Here is a 24,200-nt window from a genome sequence, read left to right as displayed (position 1 = left end):
ATTTTATTTATCCCTTTCTGAATGCCCTAGGTCTTCTAACTCTTCTTATTACAGGCGTAGTTATGTGGCTGCAAACACCTAATAAAAGAACACGCACATCTAAATAGACAGAGTTTTTATATTTCGCACTCTTGCCTATTAAGATCCCGACCAATATTGTCTTCCAGGTGCTTTATCGTCGCATATGCTTCAAGCTGAGCTATCGCGATGTGGCTGAACTCTTCTGGCTGCGCGGCTTTCACTTTACTCATGAAACGGTACGTCATTGGAGCGAGCGCTTTGCCGCAGAATTCGCGGAGCATATTCGCAACAAACGTCAGCAGACTTTCGGTCGGATCTGGTACGTGGACGAGACCTACGTCAGAATCCAGGGTAAATGGTGCTATCTCTATCGCGGCATTGATGAATACGGCAATCTGCTCAATGTGCAGCTGAGCGAACATCGTGATATTGATGAATACGGCAATCTGCTCAATGTGCGGCTGAGCGAACATCGTGATACGGAAGCGGCCAAAGCCTTTTTCGAGCAGGTCTCAGAATTGATGCCAGAACCGCCCGAGCGCGTTGTGACCGACGGTCATAGCAGCTATCCGCGCGCTATTTCAGAAGTATTGGGCAAATCGGTTCAGCATGAGGTGTTCAAATCGGTCAACAATCCGGTTGAACAAAGTCATCGGAAACTGAAGCAGCGGTACTACCCGACAATGGGCTTTAGCAACGTGGAGACAGCGGGTTATTTCTGCGAAGCGGTGGAGGAATTAAATCAATTTTTGCGGGTGCGTCAGGCGATGGCAGAATACGTGTCTTTACCCGAGCGTAGGAGTCAGCTCAAAGCTCGGATGAGTGAACTCAGAGGCATGATCAAGGTCGCGTAAGGATAAGAATGAAATGATCGATAGGTCAGCGATCTCTTCTTTCGCAGATACAGTACTCAATTCTGACACTTAGCTTCGATTGCAACTCGCTGAACTCGAACACAAAATTGATACCCTCAAGCCCCCTTTCTTTCATGCCTGCGCAGCTCAGAGCGACTTAGAATCCTATAAATGCTAGTACACCTGTATGATTTAATGGGTCGTCTTGGCAGAAACCTCTAACAGTGCAGCAAAGAGTATTACTGGCACGAGGGCGAGACAATCAGCGAATCGAAACTCGGCTGGTTGAATTAGCTCAGAAGCATCTCGAAGACTTTGAGGCGCACTGGCATCCTATGCTGCAACAAGCTGGGGCAGAGGACAAATTTTGGGACTGGGTGGTTAAAAAGCGGATTTCTCTTTCCTCAGATAACTTTGAGGGCTACGCAATTGAATACGAAGGCATGACCCAGGGCTTAATGGCTATTGAAACTCAGTGGCATCGCTCTCAGATTGATCGCCGTCACCCCATCGTTTATGTTCAAGCGCTGGCATCGGCTCCCTGGAATCGTAAAATCATTCAGCCACGTCCTGAACTTCGAGGTGTTGGCACCACTTTGCTTCTCTTCGCCCGGCAACGAAGTTTAGAACTAGGCTATGAAGGACGAATCGGACTACACGCTTTACCCGGAGCTGAAAGCTTCTACGATAATCAAAATATGGCCGACTACGGCCCCGATCCTGAGCAGGAAAATTTGACATACTTTGAGTACGGTCGCTTCCAGAGGTGAGACATGGCCCAAGATGGTTTCAATTTTATGGATTTGCTCGAAGATGAGGTCTGGTTTGAGGCAGCCGTCAGGCACGAAGAATCGGTCAGTTGTGATGCGCTAGCTGGCTATGGTTGGGGGACTCATCTAGGAGCCGTCATGGAAAATCCTGAAGGCTACAGTCATTTTGCTCAGTTGCGGGCGATGGTGATTCAAGCGTGGAAGCAACTTGTAACCGAGTGGGACTTAGGCGTTGGGGCAGAGACGGCTGAAGCAAAAGGACAGGCACTCATTCTGGAGCGACTCCATCAGCCTGATCCTGAAATTCAGAAGACTTTGCTGACTTTGCTGGAAATGAAGCTCTCAAAACCCCAAGGAGAATGGGAAATGACTGAAGCAGTTCATAACCAGATTCGTGCCGTCTTTGGCAAGGTGCTCTCCAAAGAGGATTGGCAGGCGATCGCCGCCAGTGCTAGAGATCGAATCTATGCTCAAGTGCTTGAGCACGACCTAGTTACACTAGAAAGTGTCGATTAAACAGCACTGATGGCCTTCTCTCCCGCAGGCGGCTGTTCTTCTTCCGTTAGGGCAACTAAACAATTCTAAATACAAAATTCTGAATGCAACATTCTGAATGAGCAATGCCCAATGAAAGAACTTTTTTGAATTTTGCATTTTGAATTTTGAATTGTTCTTGGTTGTCCTATCAAGTCTTCTACTATCTTCATTGGTTACTTTATAGCTAGTTGAGCGATCGCACTCACCAGATCCTGGGGCTCGATGGGTTTGGCAACATGGTGTTGAAATCCTTGTGCTAAGGCCCGTTGGCGGTCTTCTTCGCGGGCGAAGGCGGTGACGGCGATTGCCGGGATACTTCCTCCTTTAGTATTGGGTAAGGCTCGAATTTGCTGGAGGAGGGCGTAGCCATCCATGTCGGGCATACCGATATCGCAGATGAGAACATCGGGGGTGAAAGTCGCTAAATTTGCCAGGACTTCGGCTCCGGAGGCGGCAACGTGAGTCTCTGCGCCGTAGGCATCCAGAACCATTGCCAGCAAGTCGCGGGTGTCTTCACTGTCATCCACGGCCAAAACTTTGAGTCCCGTCAGGTCAACCTCTGTGGATGCAGGGGCGGTTAGCGGCGTACTAGCCTCCTGGAGTAGCGGAATTTGTACGGTAAACGTGGCCCCTTGCCCGACACCAGGGCTATTGGCTGCAATCTTGCCGCCATGGGCATCCACCAGATATTTGACGATGGCTAGCCCTAGGCCCAACCCGCCAGATTGGCGTGTGGTAGAAGCATCTTCCTGCCGGAAGGATTCGAACAAATGGGGGATAAAGTTGGGGCTAATGCCTTGGCCAGTGTCAGTGACGGTGATTTGAGCGTAGGCGGGATGGGGCAATGGAGAGATGGAGAGACGGGGGGATGAACCCTCGCCGACTCGCTCATTCACCCTATCACCTACGCAGTCCAGCCGCACGTCTACTCGTCCACCCTCGGGGGTAAATTTGATGGCATTCGAGAACAGGTTCCAGACGACCTGTTGCAGGCGGCCTTCATCGCCCCAGACTAGGCACGCCTCGGCACTGTTGAAATGGAGGGCGATTGACTTGGCTTGGGCGGCGGTTTTGACGACTTCTAGGGCGGCTTCAATCACCGTGACCAAGTTGACGGCGGTTTCGGCCAGACTGAGCTTGCCCCGCAGAATACGATTGACATCGAGCAGGTCGTCGATGAGCTGGGTTTGGAGCTTGGCATTGCGCTCGATGGTGGCGAGGGCGCGCTTTGTGGTGGCTTCATTAAAGGGTCTGGACTGGAGTATGGAGGCCCAGCCGAGGATAGGGCTGAGAGGCGATCTCAGCTCGTGGGACAGAATCGCCAGGAATTCGTCTTTGACGCGGTTGGCCTGTTCAGCCTCGGCGCGGGCAGCCTGTTCTCGCTGGAGCAATTCCCGGCGTTCCTGTTCGGTCTGACGCTGTTCGATCAGGTCGGCGGCTTGGCGGGCAAGCAGATCAAGGAACCGCAGTTCTCGTTCGCTGGGGCGATGGTGTTGCTGCCAGTGGGTGGACACCATGCCGATGGGGCGACCCGAACGGGTAATCAGCGGGGTGGACTGGGCTGAGCGCAAGCCCGCCTCAATGTGCATGCGGTAGGAACCGTCAGGGTCTTCGCTTTCAGGCACGTCGAAATCGACAAAGGTGCGCTCCCCCCTCGCCAGGGCAATGCCGCAGGGCGTGTTAGAACTGGCATTGACGCGGTAGAAATAGTCGGTCATATTGCGCTCAAAGCCCTGGGTCGCCAGCAACAGCAAGTCTTGGGTTGCTTCATCTAGAATTTGTACCGTTCCGGCATCCGCTCGGGTCAGGGCGATCGCGGCGGCCATGATTTCGTTATAGAGCACCTGAGTATCCTCTTCCGAGGTAAGGCGGGCGCTCAGTTCCCGCAACCGTTGGGTATCTCGCAGGTCGGCGGCAGTGGTGGCTTCGGCATTGGCCCGTTCCACGGCGGCCCAAGTGCGTTCGGCGGTTTCCTGCACCAGAGCAACTTCTGCTATCGTCCACTGGCGCAGGGTTCTGGAATGGATGACGAGGGTAGCGACCCAGCGATTTCCTTTAACGAGGGGGACGGCGATGGCGGCCACCACGTCAATTTGGGCATAGGCCGCTTTTTCCGCTTCGGTAAGTTCGCCTGTCGTCACATCGGTCAGAACAACGGTTTCCCCGTTTCTCAATTGCTCGGCGACGTTGCCAACATCCGTGACGCGAACGCTGCCTAGCACTTTAGGTACTCCCTCGCGCACGTAGTTGTCGTGGATCACGGTCGTTACATCATCCGGCAACGTGATGGTGTAAAACACGCGGTCAGCCTCTAAGTGCTCACCCACAATGCGCGACGCTGCCCGTTGAATCGCAATCGGGTCAGACAGAGATCGCAGCGCGTCAGACAGCTTGACCCGAAACGCATCCACTTCGGCAGCCGCTCGTAGTTGGGCCTCCGAACGTTTGCGATCGGCAATATCTCTGAACAAAACGGCGACCTGCCTGGCTTCGGGTTCACCTATGCGAAACGCATAGACTTCATACCAGGGATGAGAGGGCAACGCTGCGGCCTGGTGTTCAAACCGCATGGATTTGCCAGTCAGGGCGATTTTGCCATAAACATCGAACCAAAAAGTTTCGTGGGCAGGCACGAGTTTGAGTATGGTTTTGCCAATGGCGTGGGTGAGTCCGGTCTGCCCAATAAAAGCCGGATTTGCTTCGAGAAAGCGATAATCAAACGGCTTTTCCTGTGGATCGAAAAGTACCTCGATAATGCAGAAACCGACATCGATCGAATCAAACAAGCCCCGATATTTTTCTTCTGATAGGCGCAGGGCCGCTTCGGCACGGGCCCGCCTGACCGCATCCCAAATCCGCTCGGCAACTTCGGCAATCAGCTGTAGCTCGCTATCCAACCACTGATGGGCCGCCTGAAAGTGTACAAACAGTACCGCCACCAGTCGCCCTGCCTTGAGCAGCGGCACATTCACCGTAGCCCCTAGCTGCAATACGGCATGGGCCGTTTTTTCCGCATCACTGAGGGATGGGTCATTGGCGATATCGTCGCGGATAACCATCCGACCATCCTCAAATTCTTGTAGTAACTCCGCACCATAATCATCGTAACGATAGCGCCCCTCAATGCCCGGGACACCCTGGGTGTAATGGCGCGTGACGACGATCGTTTCATCGTTGTCGTCGGCTTCGGCATAGCCCACCCGATTGGCCCCTAAATGCTGACCGAGAATGCAAGCCGCCTGATAGTGAATTGCGTCGGCGTCGGCTAACGGACGGAGGGCATCGCTCAGTTTCAGCAAGAATGACTGTTGTTCAGCATTAGCCTGTAAGGCGGTTTCAGCACGTTTGCGGTCAGTAATGTCATAGGAGACGGCCAGCACCCCATAAATTTTTCCCCGTTCAGTCCGCAGCGGTGTGCCTCGCGAGATGTACCAGCGGTTATGGGCCTGATGCTCACACTCAAACGGTTCTCCCGCCAGGGCCATGCGGTACATAGGCTCATAGGTAGCGGCAAGATCGGGCGGCATCACCTCAAAAATGGTGCGTCCGATGAAATCTGTGGGTTGAAAGTGGGCGATCGCCAGCGCTTCCCCAGCAGCCATGGTGTAGCGCAGGTCGCGATCCACCACAAACGCCGCGCCACCCGGTAAGTTATCAATCAGGGCTATTGACCGTTCTTCGGCCAGCTTGCGTTCCACACTCTCCTGCTGGAGCGCCGTCCCTGCCACAGACAATTCTCTGGCCTGTTGCTGCTGCCGGAGCAGGGTGGCGGCGGCAAAGTCCGCCAGCCCGGTTATCAGCCGCACATCTTCCGAGTCAAACTGTCGCTGCGCGTCGTGGGTCATAATCCAGATGGTGCCGAGGGTCTGACCTTCTGCGATCAGAGGCAGCACCAAACTCTCGACCAGCGGTACCCCGACCTGCTGAAACCCGGTAAAGTAGCGCTCTGGATGGGAAAACAGCAGGGGCGCCCGCTGATCCAGACAAATCCCACAGGAGTAACACTCATAGGGAACGCAGTCTCCCATGTAGGAGGCCAGATGCCCCACCATCGCCACCCAGCGAAAGACAACCTTGCCATCGGGCTGAGTTTCAGACAGGTTGACCCCAGCAGTGCCCGCCTCACACAGTTCTACAGCCAGCTCCACCAGACGTTGCAGCATCTGCTCTGAAGCCTGGGCTAACTGCCAGGCCAGCGAGCGCATGGCCTGATTTTCGGCTTGCCAATCGGGCTGACGTGGCGAACGGCGAGCAAGTTCATCCGTAATGAGAATGTCGCCTAGCTGAATGGGTTCGGAGTGTTCTGACATGGGGGAATAGTCGTTCCTGATGGAGATGACTAGTGACTGACATATTTTTCTAAGAGTGCCTTTCGACCCGCTTGCAGAGCCGAATTAGACGCCTGACTCAACTCATCAAAAACGCTCTCGATCTGCTTGAGGGCCAGCGGTGACGGCTGCATGTGTCCCTTTTCCCAACGGTTTAATGTGCTAAAGCTCACCCCTATCAACGTTGAAAACTGCTCCTGGGTATAGCCCATCAACTGGCGCAACTCGCGCACGAAATCCCCCACCTGAGGCTGCGATCGCGGCAGGTCAGTACTTGGCAAACTGGGAACCAGATCTAATGGCATGGCAAATTGTCCTAGTTTTTTCGCTTACTCTATAGCGTCTGCTAAAACTGACAAATCTATCTGCAGAAAGAGGGAGCGTCTCAATCCATTAGACTGCATAAAGGATTGAGATATTTCTATGCTGCAGAGTCCTCAACGCCACATTCTCCTAATTCTGCCAGAAGTCGCTAAAACAGTTGGGTGCTAATTCCGTATAGTGCACTGTGTATTGAATATTTTTGTGCCCCCAATAGGGTTCTGTCGCAAAAAGAAGGTGAGGGTATGAAATCTCTCTTCCTTATAGCAACCTTAGATGATCATCTAAGGTTGGGAAGATCTCACTTTTCCTGTTAAGTGACAACCGCACAACCAAGCAGTTCAGCGAATCAGTTAGACGAAAATCTGGTTAGTTCGTTAGTTAGTTCAGAGGTTTTAACTGCCCTAACTCTGGTAGTTCAGCACCATCTAACTAACGGCCTGTCGAATTCCAAAATCATCAAAGATGTCCTGGGCTATAAAGCTGAAAAATATCAGCAGGGTAGGGCAATCTTGGATGAAATCAAGCGTAGTCTGTAAATTGGGAAAAGCGCTATAATCAGACTAATACTCTTAGGAATTGAAAGAAGCCCCCAGCATATTGCCAGGGGCTTTCCCATTTGCCTATTTTTTAGCCACTTGATAGCTCATATATGCAGCAGCAAAGTTAAGCAGCGCAGTGATGAAGGCCAGCAGCCAGATTAGCATAAATTCGTAACGGTACATAAACAGTGTCTCTCATCTGATTTACAGAAAAAGAGAACCGTGACTTACTTCTACGTAAGCACAATAATGGAGCCTATGCAAAGTTTTAATTTTGTTCACTTTGAAAATATCAGCCTATCTTCTCTGGGAGCACAAAACCCTTTTCCTTCAGGGAACGACTTCATCCCTAATAATTGATGCGCTTCGTTCCCTGAAGCAATTCCTCCGAACACTTGTCACCATGAAGTACTGATATGTCCCCTGTCGTTTCTAAGATGACGGCACGTACTTCAGATAACTCAAGGACGTTCGCCTCACGGAGCTTGGCAATTAGGTCGCTTCTTCCAACACGAGTCTTGATAAGTGCCTCGTCAAGTATTTTGCCGTCACGCATCAGTACTACCGGCGTATTTTGTATTAAGGCTTCAAACTTATCTGATGCCTTACGAAGGCGAGCAGTTACATATTGCACAATAAAGAGCGAGGCCATAGCTGCAAGTGATTGTACAAAAGCCTTCCAGCTTGTAGATTGGCTCGCTCCGGCAAGCAGAGATCCTACTGCCACCGTCATTACAAAGTCAAAATTGGTCATTTTAGAAAACGACCTGAGTCCATTGACACGTACAAGTACTACGACCCAAAACATAGCAAGTGCGGTCAGAATCAGGCCCCGAAGGATTACATCCAGTATTGGCTCGGCTACAAACATTACAACGGTCGTTCCCCCAAACTTTTTCCGTTTTTCCCGATATGAAAGGCTTGCTGCAAGCCAGACGGTTTTTTAAAGCTAGCGTCTTCTAGAGCTAAGGTAAATAAGAGCACTACAAGTCATTCCTTTACAGCGCTATCTGGGTCAGGTTGTCAGTCTGCTAGAGGCTGAGGATGAACGTCTGCTGGCGATCGCCATTGCAGCCCTGACCGGACGCAGACACACAGAGATCATTAGCAAGGGTAACTTTGAACTGACTGCCTATCTCTACGCGCTCCACTTTAGCAGTCAGCAAAAGAAAGCGCAGCCGCTCTCGTTTGATATCTTGACCCTGATTCCAGCCAAAGACTTACTGCCTGCTATCGAGCGCTTCCGCCAGCTCAAGGCGATCGCTCCGCTGGTGGAAAGCGAAGCCGCTCATGATGATCCTCGCATCGATGCCCTCAATACCCGTATCAACCGTCAGGTCAGAAAGTATTTTCAACAGACAGAAATTGTCCCTGTGCCCGAAGGCTTCAAGACTGTCTCTATTCACCGACTGCGCGGTATCTACGGCGCGATCGCTATTCACTTCTTCTGCCCCGAATGGCAACATGAACATCGCTTCCTACAGCACTACCTGGGCCACGTCCTAGAAGGCAAAGTCACCCCCAACTCCAGGGCCACTGACCACTACTTTCACTACCGGCTAGCCAGACCAAATGGCGAGCTGATTCGAGCACGGGGGGTCAAAATCGCTGCTAACGGTCTGCCGCCGCTACCCAGTGAAACACCCTCATCTCCAGAACCTTCACTACTTACTCAAACAACAATGCCTCCTGCAAGTACAACTCAGACTTCTCTCTACACCAGCGATGTCGATCGCCTGCATAAACTCGCCGCTCAACTCGGTGAACATGGCAACAGCGCTGAGGCCCTACGCGCTGTGCTGGGTCAAGCTGAAGCTGGCTGGAAGCAGCAACAGCAAACGCCTCAGCTTCAACCCGATGCCCTAGAAGCGATCGCTCATCAAGCGGCGACTCTCCGCTGGCTGACTACCGAGCTAGAAACCCTTAGAGCAGAAAACAAACAGCTCAAACAGAAGGTTGACTCTGGAGGTACAAATGAACCTCACCGGGAGCTGACAAAGAAGATTGAACACCTGCAACAGCAGAATGCTCAGCTTCAGCAGCAGCTGCAGCAGTTCGACGCGATTCGACAGGCGTTCTTAGGCACCTCCACGCAAGCACCACCGCAAACACAGGAAACACACCAATCAGACGACAGCTCTACTCAGCCGACCCTAGAACCACAGCCAGCAGAAACCAGAGCGAATAGTGCCAAAGATAGAGCTAAGGCTATCTTCAATGCTATCTCTCAATGGAACCAACAGCATCCTAACGATACTTACGCTATCAATGCCGGACTCTTAGAGCGCGAATTTGGCATCAACCGTAAAGCTGCCAAGACATTCATGGACGAAGAGAAAGAAGCCATTGAACAGCTCCATCAGACAGGAGCTGTTAACAACCCCTCCTATCACAACCGGGGTAAAGACTCTACTGAAGAATTTGTACAGTTTGTGGAGCAAGAACAGCAACAAAAATAAGCTGAAGCTAGCTGCCAAATAGCTCACTGGAAAGCTATGTAGATCACCTACCCCACCGGATGCCTAGTTCCGCAGACCAGTGCCAGGAGCGACTCCAGCGATGAGTTTGATCAGTTTTTTGGTTAATCCCAATGATGTTGTCGAGCTTCATAGACTATCTCTTGAGCCTCTTCGAGTGAAATATCATAGCGAGCACTCAAAAGTTGAGGAATGCGATCGCAGGAACGATCAGGGTTCACCTCTGGTTGCTTGGAATAAGAAGGCAGTGCAACATTGCATAAAAACGGTGAAGGGGATGCCTCTAATTGAAACGGCTCAAGATTTAAAACTTCTCGTAGATTTATAAAAAATATTAAGGTATTGCTGAGATTAGCATCGCTCAGATTGGCATCCGTGAGGAGAGCGCAGCTGAGGTTAGCACCGCTGAGGTTAGCATCCGTGAGATTAGCGCCGCTGAGGTTGACATATCTGAGATCAGCATCGCTGAGGTTAGCATATCTACACTCAGCACCGTTGAGGTTGGCGCCGTTGAGGTCAGCACTGATGAGATTAGCACCGCTGAGATTGGCACCACTGAGGTCGGCACCCTTGAGCATAGCGCCATTGAGGTCGGCGCTGCTGAGATCTACACCACTGAGGTCTACGCCAATGAGGTCGGCGCCACTGAGGTCTACGCCAATGAGGTTGGATGTCTCTGCAGCGCTGTTGGTAAAGTGGAACTTGAGCAACAGGAAGAGGCCACCGGCAACTGTCGCAATCATCCCAATATCACTGATGAGAGTTTCACGATGTCTGTCAACGAGGTTTGCTCTTGCACCATGAGCTATGCGACGAGCAGGGAGCAACCAAAACCACCACATCATCCCAAGCACAACGGGAGTTGCAATCGCTCCCGTCATCCAGCACTTTGAGAGCTTTGCTTTTGACTGCCACTGCTTAAGTCGCTCCCACATTCTTACAACTTCCTCAATACTGAAACCATTGTTGCTTCCCTTATTCAGACATGCTCCGAATCTTTATGCCTACTTAATAGGCAAAGACGAATCAGGCAAAAACTTTTGAGCGGCGTAGTATCACAGCAGGATTTCCATTGCAATCTGAAACCGGTGATCGCAGAAACTCTATCCAAATTAGAAAAGCCCTAGCTTACATAACTAGAGCCTTATACAGTGACAATGAGACAAAGAGCCGCGCATCAAGCTTAGTCAACACGGCTGGCAGGCACGGAGGATTCAAAGATTGATAAATCCTCCCTATCTTTTGGCATCAAAGAAGCACCATTGTCATCGAACTTATGGGTACGGGAACGATGCCGCTCAGACATAAATTGCTCTGGATCAATACCTTCAAATGTGGGTGGTATCCAAACTCGAATAACTAGCAAAGCTCCTAATACAAGCAAAAATACACAGGCTACTAGCACCTGAATCCAAGGGGTTTCTAAAACTCCTCGTACAATAATTTCTCTCAGCACTGAAACAATTGAAACCTCTACCGCTACACCGATAGATACTCGATGCTCTTGTAGATAAATAATCAGCAAACGAAATAGCTCAACCAGAATCAGTAAGAACAAAATATCTGAAGTCACTGGTTGAAACTGCAAGGGGGGTAATAGTGATAGCACCATCTCTCGCAGTTGTAAAACCATAAAGCTGAATAGTCCAATGCACAAGCAGACTACGATCAAATCTTGAACGGTTTCCAATAGCCGAATCACACGGCTACTATTGAGCCAGCGATACCAAGGCAGCGGAGAAGAAGACGGATTATCCATAATGATTGAGGAGCGATTTAGCTCTATTCAAGCAGCTTAAAAACTTGAAGTATTAGCAGTAGCGACAGATATCAACAGCGCATTCCTCAGCCAGATAACAGAGTGCTCGAAAGCGTAAACCGACAACTTCTTCATAAAGCGGATTGAGTTTGCAAAGGGGCGGCACGTTGATGTGAACGAGACGTCCAATCCGAACCTCTCGCTCAAAAGGACACTGTGCCGGAATGAGTCGGCAAATCAAGTGAGCCTGAGCTAGATTGCGCATATCAACTTTGTTAAGCCACTGACGTAGCGGACTGAGTGGATTCAGGGAAAAGAGCGAGTTGCTCTGCAAGCTTCTGTTCAAAGTAGTTTTGGAGAAAGATAAGTTCAACATGGCTCTTCTGTGCTGATGTACAAGGGTTACTTCACAGGTTAGCTATAACTAAATCAGATAACAATAGGACTTGTATATAGATTTTGTTTATATAACATAACGCTTGCTTAACTCTCTGCTCTGCGATCGCAGATAGATGAAACTTCATACAAAAAGCCGGAGGCATGGCCCCCGGCTTTCTAGATTGGCATTGTTTCAGTTCAACAGCCGTCTGGTCCACAGAATTTATGCGCGTATAGCACTTCCGCGTCACAGATATAGGCGATGCCCGAATAGTTATCGAAAAATTTCGCGGCAATCTCGTCCGAAATCTGTAGGGCTATATCTCGATTTTCGGTGAGCACCTCAAACTTGATGTTCGAGGTGGTGTCAGAAACGCTGGGTTGCCCCGATGAGCGTACGTTGCGGCTGCCTTTACCGCCAGCTTCTACCACCGTATAACCGGTAGCTCCGGCTTCATCAATGATTTTGGCAAGCTTTTTCAGTAGCAACTTTTCCGTAACGATGACGAGTTTGGTGGCTGGCTTGACCATGTAGGTTACCTCTCGATGTGTGTATTAATTGAACTCTGTAGCAACTTAGGAATGAGTTGCCGGGTGGGAGTAGTGGCAGACTATGCCTTCTCTAGGTTCAGCCACTCAGTGTCTGAGCAAGCCCGACGAAGAGCGGTATGCCTACGGCGATCGCAATGGGTGTACCGATAGCTGTAGACGCACCGATGTAGGCAGAGGGGTTAGCCGATGGGATACCGGCTCGCAGCGTGGGCGGCCCTGATATGTCTGAACTGGAGGCGGCAATAATGGCTAGGAGCGCGACACCACCAGGACTAAAGCCCGTCGCGTAGTGGGCAATCATGCCAAGACCAAAGGCTACAAAACCATGCAGCATCGGTGACACTGCGGCATATACGGCGTACCACTGGGCTACCTTGCGTAGCTCACCAAGCCTTGCCCAAGCTTCCATACCCATGACCAACATCAGGATCGAAAGTAGACCGCGAAAAAGAGGCTCGTAGAAGCTTTCAAAGACACTTTCCGGTCGGGTTATCAAGCCCAGAGCCAGGCCAAGCAGCAGGGCTGACAAGGCGGATCCCTGAAGGCTTTCCTGGATGATGGGCCATATCTTAACCCGCCCGTCTGAGAAACCATCCTCTTCGCTGACATACCCGCCTGAGACAACAGCCTGTTTTCTAAGATACTCCTCGTTTTTGCGATACTTGTCGCGCTTCCGCTTATTAGTGTAAATGCTGGCTAAGACAATTGCCGTCACCAGGGCTGGAATGTCCATGAAGGGATAAAGAGCGCCAGCCCATGCCTCGTATTGAATGTTTTGCCCTTCCATTACTGTTATCCCAGCAGCGAGGGTAGAACCACTCACAGCGCCAAACAAGCCGCCGGTCGCAAGGGCATCTACGATTTTGATGCCCGGCATCTTGGCTAACGTAAAGCTGGCAATGAATACGATCGCAATCCCTGTTACCACAGCAAACAGCGCCGGCAACAGCATCTCTACCAGATTGGCATTGCGGATGGCAATGCCGCCGCTCAGTCCGACTTTAATGAGCAGCATGAAGACGATGAACTTATAGATCGCATCTGGAATTGTCAGTCGGCTACCAAGAGCGGCAATGACTATACCACCCAGCAAAAAGCCGAGGGTTGGTGACTGCAACTGCGATCCGAATTTCGTCAAAAAATTGGCTAAAAAATCCACTTTGTAGCTCCTCCTTAAAGGAAATCTCAGGGGTCAGGACAGCAGACAAGCGTGGCCTCGAATCAGCTTCTAAATAGGCAGCAGTTAACCGACTATTCCCTGCATCTGCATCCCGGTGCGTTGTGTGCTGACAAGGATTTTGCTCCAGCGATCGCAAGTAATTGCACTAATCGGTGGTCACTCTTTATCTCTAGGTCAGGCACAGCCAACTTTTATAGAATTAAGTCTATTTAAGATTGGCTTTTCATAGGTATGAGTCTATATTAAAAATCTGCGCAAATCTACGCCTGTTAGCAGCAAATTTAGACTGTAATGTCAAATCAAAAATATAAGTTCTTCTTTTATTTGCCAGACATTTCCGGGTAATCGAGTACCTATAGGACAGAGCATAAACCCAAACAAAATCTAAAATCCTGACCTGGCTTGACCTCTAAGACATGGCGGTTATCAAGGCAGAATCTGTCTACTTGCGATTGCAACTGACTCAGAAATAATGAGTCAGTTTGACTGTTTATAACATCTATTAAACTGATCCAAAGTTCTTGTTGAATCAGTTTAATAAATAATGATTATCTAACTAATCAACTTGAAATATTGGCGATGCTGTGGAAGAACTCCCTAGAGAAGTTGACCTTGAACTAGGCTGGGCCAAGTTACCCCATACAACTGCCAGTAATAGACCAAAAGTACAGCCTAAAAGAAAGGTCCAGATGTGAGAAGATTCTAAAGCACAGAGCAGACGGCGTTGGCGATCATAAATGTGGACGCTCCAGCCTTCATCAACAGGATTTTGCAACTTTTTCATGGCTTAGACTCTAGGCAAAATAAATTTAGGGCGGGGTGCTGAAATTCCCATCCTCATTGCCAGCAAACGGGACATTGCGGATTTTTTCCTTCGGAAACACTACCGCCCTTAAACTTACGCTCCTCAGGAACGAGAAGAAACCAAACGAGATTAAACAACTTAGATCTTGTCCATCCTATAACTCTGGCTTAGAAGAGGATAGCCTTCTTTTTAACAATCATAGATACGTGCTTCAGGGGCATCAGGATTTTCTGCACAGTAACGTTCAAAAGCAGAAGGACGAGAGGCTTGCTGCCGTCGTTGAGCCGCTGTAAGCTCCTCAACAGTTTCCCACGCAATCGCTATATCCAATTGGCTAGATTCATTCATTGCGCTTAGCCGCCGGGCATGTTCAAGGGCAGCTTGCAATCTCGTTTCAAGCACACACGGCTGGCTCACCTCAATAGCTGGATTATTAATAATTGAAACGTTTGTAGTTTGGCTCATTGGTCCTTTGCTTTCTAATACTGTATCAATCTGATTACAATTTAACATAATGCAAACAAATAAATATAAACCTCATATATAAGTTTCATCTATCAATTATCAGTATTTCTTACCTTTCTTACCGTCAGGTATCACTAAAGGGAGCATCCTAAATATGTGAGAATGAAAGACATAGTTTCTAACGAATAGGCAACGTCGTCTAGGGCAGAACAGTCCTGTACCTGGAACCCGATTTCTATACATCCGGTTTTACGATCTCTGCCTTACCTTCTTGTCCCGACTGCGGTTCCACTAACATTATCGAGAACGGCAAAGTCCACGACGGCAACCAAGATACCCAGCGGAATCATCGCTCGCTGAGTCAAGCGATGATTCCGCTGGGGTGACAGGCGACGATGAACTATAGCAATAGTTTCTCGCCGCATAATGCGACAGCGATGTAAGCGTTGTGTGGAAAGTTCCTAAGATTGACGACCCGATTTACCGTGCTGCATAGCAGTGACACCCTTGATTTCCAGCACGTTACCTTCATCGACATTGGCGTAGATTAGCCAGCGATCGCCGCACGGTATCCATCTCTGTACTGTACACCCCACATAAGCCAGTGCTTCATCCAAAATCAGACAGCCATTGTGGGCTGAATGATGGGCGAGTTGGGCAAAAGGACTGTCTCCTGGCTGCGGCTGCTGGGAAAAATGCCGCCGCACGGTGCGGCCTTCTTTCAAAATATTCAGCACAAAGGGCGCATTAGGCTGCAGGAAGCGCTGAGCATAGGGAGTGTTAGCGATCGCAATCATCACACCAGGCGGATTGAAGGATGCCTGTGAAACCGAAGCGGTCAGCAGTCCGCTATGGCTATCGCCTTGGCAAGTTGTCACCACACCGATGGTGCTGATGACCCGTCCCACGGCCTGTTCAGTCCGATTCGCCTGGGTTTCGGTAATGGCCTGGCGGGGAACCTGCTTTTTCTTTTGCTTGCGCAGCTGTTGGGCAAACTGCTCGCCTGCTTCCTGACAGGTTTTCAGTGCGGCGGCATCCGGGCTGAAGCGCACTCGAATAGTCTCGAACCCAAAGCGGTAGTTGCCATCACTGAGTTTTTCCTCTAGCAGATCAATGGCTTCACCACTCCAGCCATAGGAACCAAACACTCCCACTAGCTTGGTTTTTGCCGCCGATGCTAGCACAACCCCCAGAGCAGTTTGAATCTGAACCGGGGCGTGGCCCCCTAGCGTCGGCGAGCCAATAATGAACCCATCGCTGGTTTCGATCGCCTTGGCCAATTGTGCCGGATCGCTCAGCTCGCAATTAATAGATTCCACAGCCACCCCTGACTGAATCAGCCCCTGGACAATCGCATCGGCCAGAATTGCCGTATTGCCGTAGGCCGATGCGTAGATTAAGGTCACCCGTAGGGTCTGGTGCTGCTGTTGCTGGCACCACTGGCGATAGTCATGCTGCAAGCGGCTGAGACTGTATCGCACGAGTGATCCATGTCCCGGTGCCAGACAGTGAACCGAGAGTGAGGCAATCTGGCTGAGGGCAGCCTGCACTTGCTTGGTCTGCGACGCATGAAGGCAGTCGAAGTAGTAGCGACGATCCACCTCTAATTCGCGCCAGTCTTCATCAAAGAGAGCGTCGCTACATAGATGAGATCCAAACAACTTATCGCTAAAAAGAATGTGAGTAGCTGGGTCGTAAGTGCACAGACCATCCGGCCAACGCGGGGTAGGGATGGGCATGAGCTGGAGCTGGTGACCCTGGCCTAAATCTAACGTCTCATAAGGCGGACACACCGTTTGAATACGATTCTCCCAATCGGGAAAGGTAGCTTTCAAGGCTTGGGCGGCGGGCCGAGAGCATACCAAGGTCACCTGGGACATTTGATCCATCAGTTTCGCTAAGGTTACCATGCGATTGGGGTTCACATGGCTGAGGATAATGTAGTCCGGGGTAGCTTTTAGGCAAGGCTGCAATGCCTGGATGAAAATCTGGGTAAAGGACTCGCCCGGTGGATCAATCAGCGTCATGCGATCGCCCTGAATTAGATAGGCATTAGCGGTAGTGCCCTGGCACAGACCGTATTCCACTTCAAATTTCAAACGCTCCCAAGTGCGCGATCGTAATACCGTCGTCTGCGACCCTACTTCAGCAACTTGGACATCTCTGGGGCGCGGTGGGATGGGGTGGGATTGGAGAGTGGGGGAGTTCATGGAGTAAGAAATAGGGAATAAGAGATGAATTTTGAATTCTGAATTTTGAATTCACTTAGTAGTGGTTGCCGACTTTGCGATGGTGCACGGCACTGAGACCTTCTCGTTTAGCAACCCGCCCAGTGTGGACGCTGCCATAGACAAGCCAATGGTCGCCGCCATCAAGCCACCCGGTGACTGTACATTCCATATAAGCCAGGGCCTGGGCCAGAATAGGACAGCCGTTGCTGGACTGATAAGTATCGACCCCAGCAAAGCGATCCGCACCAGGAGGAAAGCGCTTGAGAAAATGCTTCATCAACGGCTGGTAGTGGTCTTCCTCTAAAACGTTGAGTACAAAGCAATCGCCAACGTGCAGCAAAGACTCAATCGCCCGCTCTCTAGAAACAGCGATCGCAACGCCTAGAGGTTCAAAGCTAGCTTGAATTACCCAAGAGGCCAGCATAGCGCTGCTGACCTCTCCCTTTTTGGCCGTAATGATATAAAGCCCATTGCTGATGCGCCCCAAGGCCCGATCCAAGCTGGAGTCGAGGGACTTACTCTGTTTGACAGCTTGCTCCCGCGTCAACCATTGGCCTAGATCGGTGCCGGCTTCATTACAGAGCTTATCAGTCACCTCTGTTGGAACCGACTTAATCAAAATGGGCGGGAAGGCTTCGCCAAGACCCAACTCCTGCAGCTGAGATCTCAGTGGAAACAACGGCTCATCTTCGCCACCGCCTGTTTCAAATAAGCCAAAGACCTGACGGGCAGAAGCTGTTGCCAGCAGAGTCCCAATGCTAGGGTGAGCTGCCGTAGTCTGAGTCGATTGCGGCGGCATACCGATGACCAGTCCAGCAGCACAGCTCACCAGTTCGCGCACTTCGTGAGTTTCAGCTACTGAAAGATCCACCAGTTCCACAGCAACTCCGGTTTTGGCAATACCGTCAGCGATCGCTCTCACCAGGCGATCGCTGTGACCGTATTCCTCTACGTAAAATAGCGCCACAAAAGTTTCAGCCTGAGTCTGGGTTTGACTCCAGGTGCGATAGCGCTCAACCCAATCCTCGCAGTGATGCTGCAACAATGGTCCATGACCGGTGGCAATGAGATCGACCTCAAACTTATCAATGCGCTTTAGAGCCATCAACACCGAACGGGCATTGGGTCCCATTAGGCAGTCATAGTAAGTCTGGAAATCCGTCTCTAATAGATGAGGCATTTCATCCATCAGGCAGTCGTCGCAGTAGTGCAGACCAAACACATCGCAGGTAAAGAGGACGCGGGTACTTGTGTCGTAGGTGAAAATCGTGTCAGGCCAGTGCAGATTAGGCGCTGAAACAAACTCCAGCCGGTGCCCTTGTCCTAGATCCAGTTCACTGCCGCTTTTTACCACCAGTGACTTAAAGGGCTGATGCACCATATTTTGCAAAAACTGGATGGCGACCTTTGAACCCACAACGGTGACATGGGGAGACTGCTCCAGCACGGCTTTCACCAAGCCGCTGTGATCAGGTTCAGTGTGATTCACAATTAGATAGTCCAGTGCGCTTAAATCAATGTATTGGGCTAATTCAGGCAGATACAGCGCCTCAAACTTGCTGTGGGAAGTATCAATCAGCGCTGTCTGGTCACCTTGAATCACAAAGGAGTTGTAGGTCGTTCCGTTTTGCAGCTCAAACTCAATATCAAAGCGATCTCGGTCCCAATCCAGACTGCGTATTACGGTAGTATCACGAGCAATTGCAGCGGTTTGCAGCGTCAGCCGCCTCGCTGAATGCACTGTTTGTGGAGATTCAACTAGAGCCACCATGAGACTTTTCTCAATAAAACGACATCAACAGTTACGTTGTCATGCCTCAATAGTCGCCTGGATACTACTCAATGTAAAATGTCAATTCTAAAAGAACAGTATAAGTAATTTATATAGATTTAGGACTAAAGCAGAGCTTTTGCAAATGTTTATGCCACTTGAGTCAGGGTAACGCTTCTAGACAAAAAGAGTCACTTACTCTGAAATCCTTACCTATCAGAGATTTTCAATAAGATTGATGAACGATACCTTTTGCCTATTCGTGATAATACCTTCACTAACGAGATGAGGCACGGGCATCTACCACTGGTCGCCGTCAATGCCTCCCCCCCCTTTGGGCTAGTAGTGGCTTTAACCTGCATAGAAGCCCAAAGTTAGATTTGTTGAAAATTTTAAGAAAGGGGGACTCATGACCTATCAAGCCCCCCAAGAGGAGATTGCGATGTAGATAGTTCTACAAACTCAGCGTTGATAGTACAAGCAAGTTATAGACTTAAATCTATTAAAATCGCTTTTACTATCTAAATAAGTCTATTGCAAAAACACAATTGCGGGTCAATAGTTGAATGCAAATTCGCAACAGATTATCAAATTCTAGACATAAGCTTAGGTTATAATTATATCTTTTTTAATATTTTGAGCTGATGATCAAGACTCAACCACTCTGCACTGAAAGTGCAGTACGTGTTTAGCGTATATCTGGGCAGCTTGATTTTGCAGCCTCACGACAGAGAGCACTCTGCGCAACTGGGTCAAGCAATCAAAGATTGATCGCTAACAGGATCGCCGAGGGCCGTTAACCTCTGACGAACGAGAAGAACTCAATCACTTACGCCGTGAACTCAAGCAAGTTGAGATGGAGCGAGATTTCCTAAAAAAGCAGCGACCTTCTTTGCAAGAGAAAACTCAACCCAGCCTCACTCGCCATCAGCATCAGCTTTTATGGCTGTTGCTGGTAAAATTTTATCTTTAGCCTTAGCCTTCTTTAGCCTTAGCCTGTTCTACCAATTCCTCTACAGCTTCACTTGCTTGGACTCCAACGCTAGCAATTGCACTAGTTCTGTGTTAACTGCTTCGGTTTTCAGTAACTCGATCAGAGCCACTTTTAGCAGCTAGGGTAATCACCGGGTTCTAAACCTCGATTCTGCAATCGCCAGTTCATCAGCTAGCTGAGCGCTACTGTAAGGTGCTTCCTCGATCAGTTCAGAGGCTGTATGAAAAGCCAGAACTGACGTAAGAAAGCTCACACGGATAAGCTGAAGTTGAAGAGCTGCAGCACCGTGAGAGCCATGAGTAAAGCATACACAAGCAACCTGACTCGAGCACAGTTTGAACTGATAGAACCCCTGATTCCGCCAGCCAAGCCCGGTGGTCGGCCGCGCTCAGTAGAGATGTGGGCCATCGTCAACGCCATCTTGTACGTGGTGGTTCAGGGCTGTAAGTGGCGCGATATTCCAGGCGACCTGCCGCCGTGGTCAACGGCTTACACCTACTTCCGCAACTGGCGAAACGACGGCACCTGGAAATGATTCATGACCGGGTGCGCGGCTGGCTCAGAGCTGATAGCTGCAGAGCAGAAAGCCCCTCTCAAGCCGTCATCGACAGCCAAAGCGTCCAGAGTGCCACGATGGTCAGTGAAGCTGTCGGCTATGACGGTGGTAAGCAGATCAAGGGGCGCAAGCGTCATCTGACGGTCAATACGCTGGGTCTGGTGCTGCGGGTACTGGTCAGTGCTGCCAATGCCTCAGAAAAAAGCCAAGCCAAAGCAATGCTCAAGCGGGTCGAGCAAATGGGAGAGCAGGTCAAGCGGCTCTACCTAGTCTGGGCTGATGGGGGCTATGGCAGAGAGCCCTTTTTACGCTGGGTGATGGATACGCTGGGATGGATTTTGGGTGGAGCCCCAAGGGTAATGATGGATTTGCTAGGGTGATCGCGAAGCCCAGCGATCGTATCAATGCCCTGTTGTCCGAACTGTACGTCCAAACAGACCGTTAAGAATGGCCATATCCATACTGGCAAACAGCGCTTTCTCTGCCGAACCTGCGGTCGTCAATTTGTTGAGAATCCAACGAATAAAGTGATTGACACCGAAACCCGTGAATTAGTTGACCGGCTGCTGCTAGAGCGCATTTCGATGACTGGCATTGCCCGAGCAGTGCAGCTTTCACAGCAATGGTTACAGAATTACGTCAACGCTAAATCGAGCCAAATCAACACCAAGGCTGAGGTTCAGTCAAAAAAAACAGCCCTTGAACGTACAGATGGATGAACTCTGGTCTTTTGTAGACAACAAGGGCAACAAACAGTGGGTCTGGCTTGCCCTCGATGCCCACACACGAGAAATTATTGGGGCTCATGTTGGTAATCGAAGTCACGAGAGTGCTCAGGCACTTTGGGACTCGTTACCGACCGTCTATCGTCAGTGTGCCGTGATCTACACCGATGCCTGGGAAGCCTATCAGGGCGTTCTGCCATCCAAGCGGCATCGAGTGGTGTCCAAAGATAGCGGCAAAACCAGCTATATTGAGCGGTTTAACTGTACGTTGCGGCAGCGAGTCTCGCGATTTGTGTGGCGCAGTTTAGCCTTTTCAAAGAGTCTGCGTAATCACATCGGACTGCTGTGGAATTTTATCCACCGTTACAACCAATCATTACCTGTTTAGCACTACCGGATTTTGCAAGTGGTCTTGCGACCTGAAGCAGCCAAGGGTTTTGTTGTGCTCAAAAAGCGGTGGGTGGTGGAGAACACCCAGCCACAGTGCCAACATCACTATCAAACCGAGTTTGGTGCCCTTGATTGGGATTGAAGAATTGCTACGGCTAGTTAGCCTGGTGAGACAATACCAGGCAACTCAGCATTCTACCGACGAGGAACACCAGTCATGTCATCCACCAGCGAGCCCCCCCGCTCAATCCGTCCGAGATAACCGACTGCTGGAGTCAACTTCCGATTCCCCATCGCCAACGAATTCTTTGGTTACTGACCCAATTGGTGATGGCCCAAGTGAGCGTCACTCCTCAAGCGGAGGGACCCGATGACTCATCCCTCTAACCGAGTGCCTTTAGGCAGCCAAAAGCTGCAACCTCACCATCTGGAGCGTCTAGCGGTCGTTTACGTGCGGCAGTCCACCTTACAACAGGTGAGTCATCATCAAGAATCCACCCGCTTGCAGTATGACCTGGTCCATCAGGCTGAAGCCTTAGGCTGGCGTGCGGAGCGGATCTTAGTCATTGATGAAGACCAAGGCAAATCGGGGGCAACGGCAGAAGGCCGAAGCGGTTTCCAGCGTCTGGTGAGCGAAGTTAGCTTGAACCATGTTGGGTTAATTCTGGGGATTGAGATGTCCCGTCTGGCCCGGTCCTCCAAAGACTGGCATCAGTTATTGGAAGTGTGTGCCCTCTTCAGAACCCTAATAGCCGACCTGGATGGCGTGTATGACCCCATGCACTACAATGACCGCTTGCTCTTAGGGCTTAAAGGAACCATGAGTGAGGCCGAACTCCACATTTTGAAGCAGCGCATGCTGGCGGGTACGCTCAATAAAGCCAAGCGAGGAGAGCTGGCCTTTGACCCACCCATTGGCTATCTACGTCGTCCATCCGGAGAAATCGTGCTGGACCCCGATGAGCAGGTCCAGCAGGTCGTGCGTCTGATTTTTCGTAAGTTCCAGGAGATTGGCACGCTGAATGGCCTGCTGCGATATCTGGTGCGGCAGCAGATCCAGGTGGGCGTTCGCGTGCGCATTGGCCGCAACCGGGGAGATTTAGAGTGGCGTCAGCCCAATCGGATGACACTTCAAAACCTGTTGAAAAATCCGGCTTATGCGGGGGCGTATGCCTACGGTCGCCGTCAGGTTGATCCACGTCGGAAACAACCGGGTAAACCCAGCACCGGGCGAGTCATCAGTGCCCCAGAAGACTGGCATGCCTTTATCAAAGACCGGCTCCCGGCGTATATTTCCTGGGAGCAGTACCAGCAGAACCTGGCCCAATTACAGGCCAACCAAGCTCGGGCGGATGCCATCGGTGCGGCTCGTCATGGCGAAGCGTTGTTATCAGGCTTATTAGTGTGCCAATTTTGTGGCTGCCGTATGACAGTTCACTACAGTGGCCGAGGGAAAACCCATGAATATGTTTGCACGCGTTTGCTCAGTGATTATGCTGGCCCACGCTGCCAACAGGTACCTGGTCAAACCCTGAATCCCTTCGTCACCCAGCGGGTGCTGGCGGCCTTACACCCTGCCGCCCTAGAACTGTCGCTCCAAGCGGCAGCCCATCTGGAACAGGAACGACAGGAGTTGGATACGCTCTGGAATCAGCGGCTAGAGCGCGCCGCAATGGAGGCCGAGCGAGCGGCTCGGCACTACCGGCTAATTGAACCGGAAAATCGGTTGGTGGCACGGCAACTCGCCCAGGATTGGGAAGACAAATTAGCCCATCAACAGCGCTTACAAGAAGACTATCAACGGTTTTGCGCTCAACAGCCGCGTCATTTATCGGCGAGCGAACGCACTGCAATTGCCACCTTGGCCCAGGATATCCCTCAACTTTGGGAGGCCCCGACTACCACTCAGGCTCAGCGCAAGGACATTATTCGTCAACTAATTCAGCGCATTCACGTCCAGGTCCAGGGGCAGAGCGAAAAGGTGGATTTAGCTATTGAATGGACGGGCGGTGTCGTGACCCACCATCAAGTCATTCGTCCGATTGTCCGATGGGAACATCTGAGTTTTTATCCGCAACTCTGTGAGCGCATTCGCACGTTAGCAGCAGAGGGGCATCAGGCGGCTGCTATTGCCACTCAACTCAATCAAGAGGCGTTCCATTCTCCCAAATCAAATACGCCGTTTAAGTCGGTGACGGTCCTGGAGTTGATGCGGCGCTTGGGGCTTTACCAACGTCGGCCCAAAGGAGTGAATACCGAAGTCTTAGCAGAGCATGAATGGTGGCTACCCGATTTAGCCCAGACCCTCGAGATGCCAAGCAGCACCCTGTACACTTGGGTTAAACAGAATCAGCTCCGGTATCGCAAACAGGCTACATCCCCTTACCGACTCATCATTTGGGCTGATGAGGCTGACATCCAGCGGTTAAGACAACGACAGCAAGTTCCCTATCACGACCGAATGCGGCAGCAATGGTTGACCCACGAGAACAACTCAAGCCCGTCGAATGACTGTTCACCAATACCATCATCAGGAGAGTAATC

The 24,200-nt window shown here is 50.7% G+C and carries 17 protein-coding genes and 1 pseudogene; 7 read left to right on the top strand and 11 right to left on the bottom strand.

Features of this window, described 5'->3' with window-relative positions; translation table 11 throughout:
- Positions 1–131: 131 nt before the first annotated feature.
- The 3 genes from QJQ48_RS20895 to QJQ48_RS20885 all read left to right on the top strand — a co-directional run bounded on the left by QJQ48_RS20895 (position 132) and on the right by QJQ48_RS20885 (position 2,161).
- Positions 132–875 carry a DDE-type integrase/transposase/recombinase gene (locus QJQ48_RS20895; protein ID WP_346293189.1) on the top strand — a complete coding sequence of 248 codons (744 nt, stop codon included), beginning with the start codon at positions 132–134 and terminating at the stop codon, positions 873–875.
- Between the two features lie 224 nt (positions 876–1,099).
- A complete protein-coding gene (locus tag QJQ48_RS20890; protein ID WP_346293188.1) occupies positions 1,100–1,645 on the top strand; it encodes a GNAT family N-acetyltransferase in 546 nt (181 codons plus the stop codon).
- Between the two features lie 3 nt (positions 1,646–1,648).
- Positions 1,649–2,161: a hypothetical protein gene (locus QJQ48_RS20885; protein WP_346293187.1), complete on the top strand. Its 513-nt coding sequence runs from the start codon at positions 1,649–1,651 to the stop codon at positions 2,159–2,161.
- A gap of 194 nt (positions 2,162–2,355) precedes the next feature.
- On the opposite strand, the gene QJQ48_RS20880 is transcribed toward QJQ48_RS20885, so the two are convergent.
- From QJQ48_RS20880 to QJQ48_RS20870, 3 genes are all read right to left on the bottom strand, one after another.
- A complete protein-coding gene (locus tag QJQ48_RS20880; protein WP_346293186.1) occupies positions 2,356–6,492 on the bottom strand; it encodes a GAF domain-containing protein in 4,137 nt (1,378 codons plus the stop codon).
- A gap of 29 nt (positions 6,493–6,521) precedes the next feature.
- Complete coding sequence (locus tag QJQ48_RS20875) at positions 6,522–6,815, bottom strand: helix-turn-helix domain-containing protein (protein WP_346293185.1); 294 nt, start codon at positions 6,813–6,815, stop codon at positions 6,522–6,524.
- A gap of 907 nt (positions 6,816–7,722) precedes the next feature.
- On the bottom strand, positions 7,723–8,244 hold the full coding sequence (locus tag QJQ48_RS20870; RefSeq protein ID WP_346293184.1) for a DUF421 domain-containing protein: 522 nt from the start codon (positions 8,242–8,244) through the stop codon (positions 7,723–7,725).
- 103 nt (positions 8,245–8,347) lie between these two features.
- Here QJQ48_RS20870 and QJQ48_RS20865 point away from each other — a divergent pair, with 103 nt between their 5' ends.
- Entirely contained in the window at positions 8,348–9,832 is a 1,485-nt protein-coding gene (locus QJQ48_RS20865; RefSeq protein WP_346293237.1) for a protelomerase family protein, read from the top strand.
- A gap of 122 nt (positions 9,833–9,954) precedes the next feature.
- Here QJQ48_RS20865 and QJQ48_RS20860 read toward each other — a convergent pair whose 3' ends face one another.
- From QJQ48_RS20860 to QJQ48_RS20820, 8 genes are all read right to left on the bottom strand, one after another.
- Positions 9,955–10,593 carry a pentapeptide repeat-containing protein gene (locus QJQ48_RS20860; RefSeq protein ID WP_346293183.1) on the bottom strand — a complete coding sequence of 213 codons (639 nt, stop codon included), beginning with the start codon at positions 10,591–10,593 and terminating at the stop codon, positions 9,955–9,957.
- 440 nt (positions 10,594–11,033) lie between these two features.
- Positions 11,034–11,609: a phosphate-starvation-inducible PsiE family protein gene (locus tag QJQ48_RS20855; RefSeq protein ID WP_346293182.1), complete on the bottom strand. Its 576-nt coding sequence runs from the start codon at positions 11,607–11,609 to the stop codon at positions 11,034–11,036.
- Positions 11,610–11,661: 52 nt separating this feature from the next.
- Positions 11,662–11,985 carry a Mo-dependent nitrogenase C-terminal domain-containing protein gene (locus QJQ48_RS20850; RefSeq protein WP_346293181.1) on the bottom strand — a complete coding sequence of 108 codons (324 nt, stop codon included), beginning with the start codon at positions 11,983–11,985 and terminating at the stop codon, positions 11,662–11,664.
- Between the two features lie 200 nt (positions 11,986–12,185).
- Positions 12,186–12,518, bottom strand: a complete 333-nt coding sequence (locus QJQ48_RS20845) for a P-II family nitrogen regulator (RefSeq protein WP_346293180.1) — start codon at positions 12,516–12,518, stop codon at positions 12,186–12,188.
- Positions 12,519–12,615: 97 nt separating this feature from the next.
- The gene (locus tag QJQ48_RS20840; RefSeq protein WP_346293179.1) at positions 12,616–13,698 is read right to left on the bottom strand and encodes a sodium-dependent bicarbonate transport family permease; all 1,083 of its coding nucleotides are present in this window, start codon (positions 13,696–13,698) and stop codon (positions 12,616–12,618) included.
- Between the two features lie 1,015 nt (positions 13,699–14,713).
- The gene (locus QJQ48_RS20830) at positions 14,714–15,037 is read right to left on the bottom strand and encodes a Calvin cycle protein CP12 (RefSeq protein WP_346293177.1); all 324 of its coding nucleotides are present in this window, start codon (positions 15,035–15,037) and stop codon (positions 14,714–14,716) included.
- A 413-nt stretch (positions 15,038–15,450) separates the two neighbouring features.
- Positions 15,451–17,199, bottom strand: a complete 1,749-nt coding sequence (locus QJQ48_RS20825) for a diflavin flavoprotein (RefSeq protein ID WP_346293176.1) — start codon at positions 17,197–17,199, stop codon at positions 15,451–15,453.
- Positions 17,200–17,254: 55 nt separating this feature from the next.
- Positions 17,255–18,991, bottom strand: a complete 1,737-nt coding sequence (locus QJQ48_RS20820; RefSeq protein ID WP_346293175.1) for a diflavin flavoprotein — start codon at positions 18,989–18,991, stop codon at positions 17,255–17,257.
- A 1,289-nt stretch (positions 18,992–20,280) separates the two neighbouring features.
- On the opposite strand from QJQ48_RS20820, the pseudogene QJQ48_RS20815 reads away from it, so the two are divergent.
- The 3 genes and pseudogenes from QJQ48_RS20815 to QJQ48_RS20805 form a co-directional block, all read left to right on the top strand.
- Positions 20,281–20,882 (top strand): annotated as a pseudogene (locus QJQ48_RS20815) (IS5 family transposase); the annotation flags it as partial.
- Positions 20,883–20,945: 63 nt separating this feature from the next.
- Positions 20,946–21,654 (top strand): IS1 family transposase gene (locus QJQ48_RS20810; protein WP_428843076.1). Its coding sequence is split into 2 segments (ribosomal slippage): positions 20,946–21,232 and positions 21,231–21,654, totalling 711 coding nucleotides; the frame shifts between segments, so codons are not numbered across the junction.
- A gap of 372 nt (positions 21,655–22,026) precedes the next feature.
- Positions 22,027–24,198, top strand: coding sequence for a recombinase family protein (locus tag QJQ48_RS20805; RefSeq protein WP_346293173.1), 2,172 nt, complete (start codon positions 22,027–22,029; stop codon positions 24,196–24,198).
- The last annotated feature ends 2 nt before the right edge of the window (positions 24,199–24,200 follow it).

The sequence above is a fragment of the Sphaerothrix gracilis Ecp01 genome, assembly GCF_030405905.1.
Taxonomy (GTDB): domain Bacteria; phylum Cyanobacteriota; class Cyanobacteriia; order Phormidesmidales; family Phormidesmidaceae; genus Sphaerothrix; species Sphaerothrix gracilis.
The sequence above is the reverse complement of the archived record's forward strand: the minus strand, read 5'-3'. Positions and strand labels throughout refer to the sequence as shown.

What these genes read in the sequence shown, in the direction of transcription:
- QJQ48_RS20885 (WP_346293187.1), top strand. Translation starts at nt 1,649, where the DNA reads ATGGCCCAAGATGGTTTCAATTTTATGGATTTGCTCGAAGATGAGGTC.
- QJQ48_RS20880 (WP_346293186.1), bottom strand. Translation starts at nt 6,492, where the DNA reads ATGTCAGAACACTCCGAACCCATTCAGCTAGGCGACATTCTCATTACG.
- QJQ48_RS20875 (WP_346293185.1), bottom strand. Translation starts at nt 6,815, where the DNA reads ATGCCATTAGATCTGGTTCCCAGTTTGCCAAGTACTGACCTGCCGCGA.
- QJQ48_RS20870 (WP_346293184.1), bottom strand. Translation starts at nt 8,244, where the DNA reads ATGTTTGTAGCCGAGCCAATACTGGATGTAATCCTTCGGGGCCTGATT.
- QJQ48_RS20860 (WP_346293183.1), bottom strand. Translation starts at nt 10,593, where the DNA reads ATGATTGCGACAGTTGCCGGTGGCCTCTTCCTGTTGCTCAAGTTCCAC.
- QJQ48_RS20855 (WP_346293182.1), bottom strand. Translation starts at nt 11,609, where the DNA reads ATGGATAATCCGTCTTCTTCTCCGCTGCCTTGGTATCGCTGGCTCAAT.
- QJQ48_RS20850 (WP_346293181.1), bottom strand. Translation starts at nt 11,985, where the DNA reads ATGTTGAACTTATCTTTCTCCAAAACTACTTTGAACAGAAGCTTGCAG.
- QJQ48_RS20845 (WP_346293180.1), bottom strand. Translation starts at nt 12,518, where the DNA reads ATGGTCAAGCCAGCCACCAAACTCGTCATCGTTACGGAAAAGTTGCTA.
- QJQ48_RS20830 (WP_346293177.1), bottom strand. Translation starts at nt 15,037, where the DNA reads ATGTTAAATTGTAATCAGATTGATACAGTATTAGAAAGCAAAGGACCA.
- QJQ48_RS20825 (WP_346293176.1), bottom strand. Translation starts at nt 17,199, where the DNA reads ATGAACTCCCCCACTCTCCAATCCCACCCCATCCCACCGCGCCCCAGA.
- QJQ48_RS20820 (WP_346293175.1), bottom strand. Translation starts at nt 18,991, where the DNA reads ATGGTGGCTCTAGTTGAATCTCCACAAACAGTGCATTCAGCGAGGCGG.
- QJQ48_RS20805 (WP_346293173.1), top strand. Translation starts at nt 22,027, where the DNA reads ATGACTCATCCCTCTAACCGAGTGCCTTTAGGCAGCCAAAAGCTGCAA.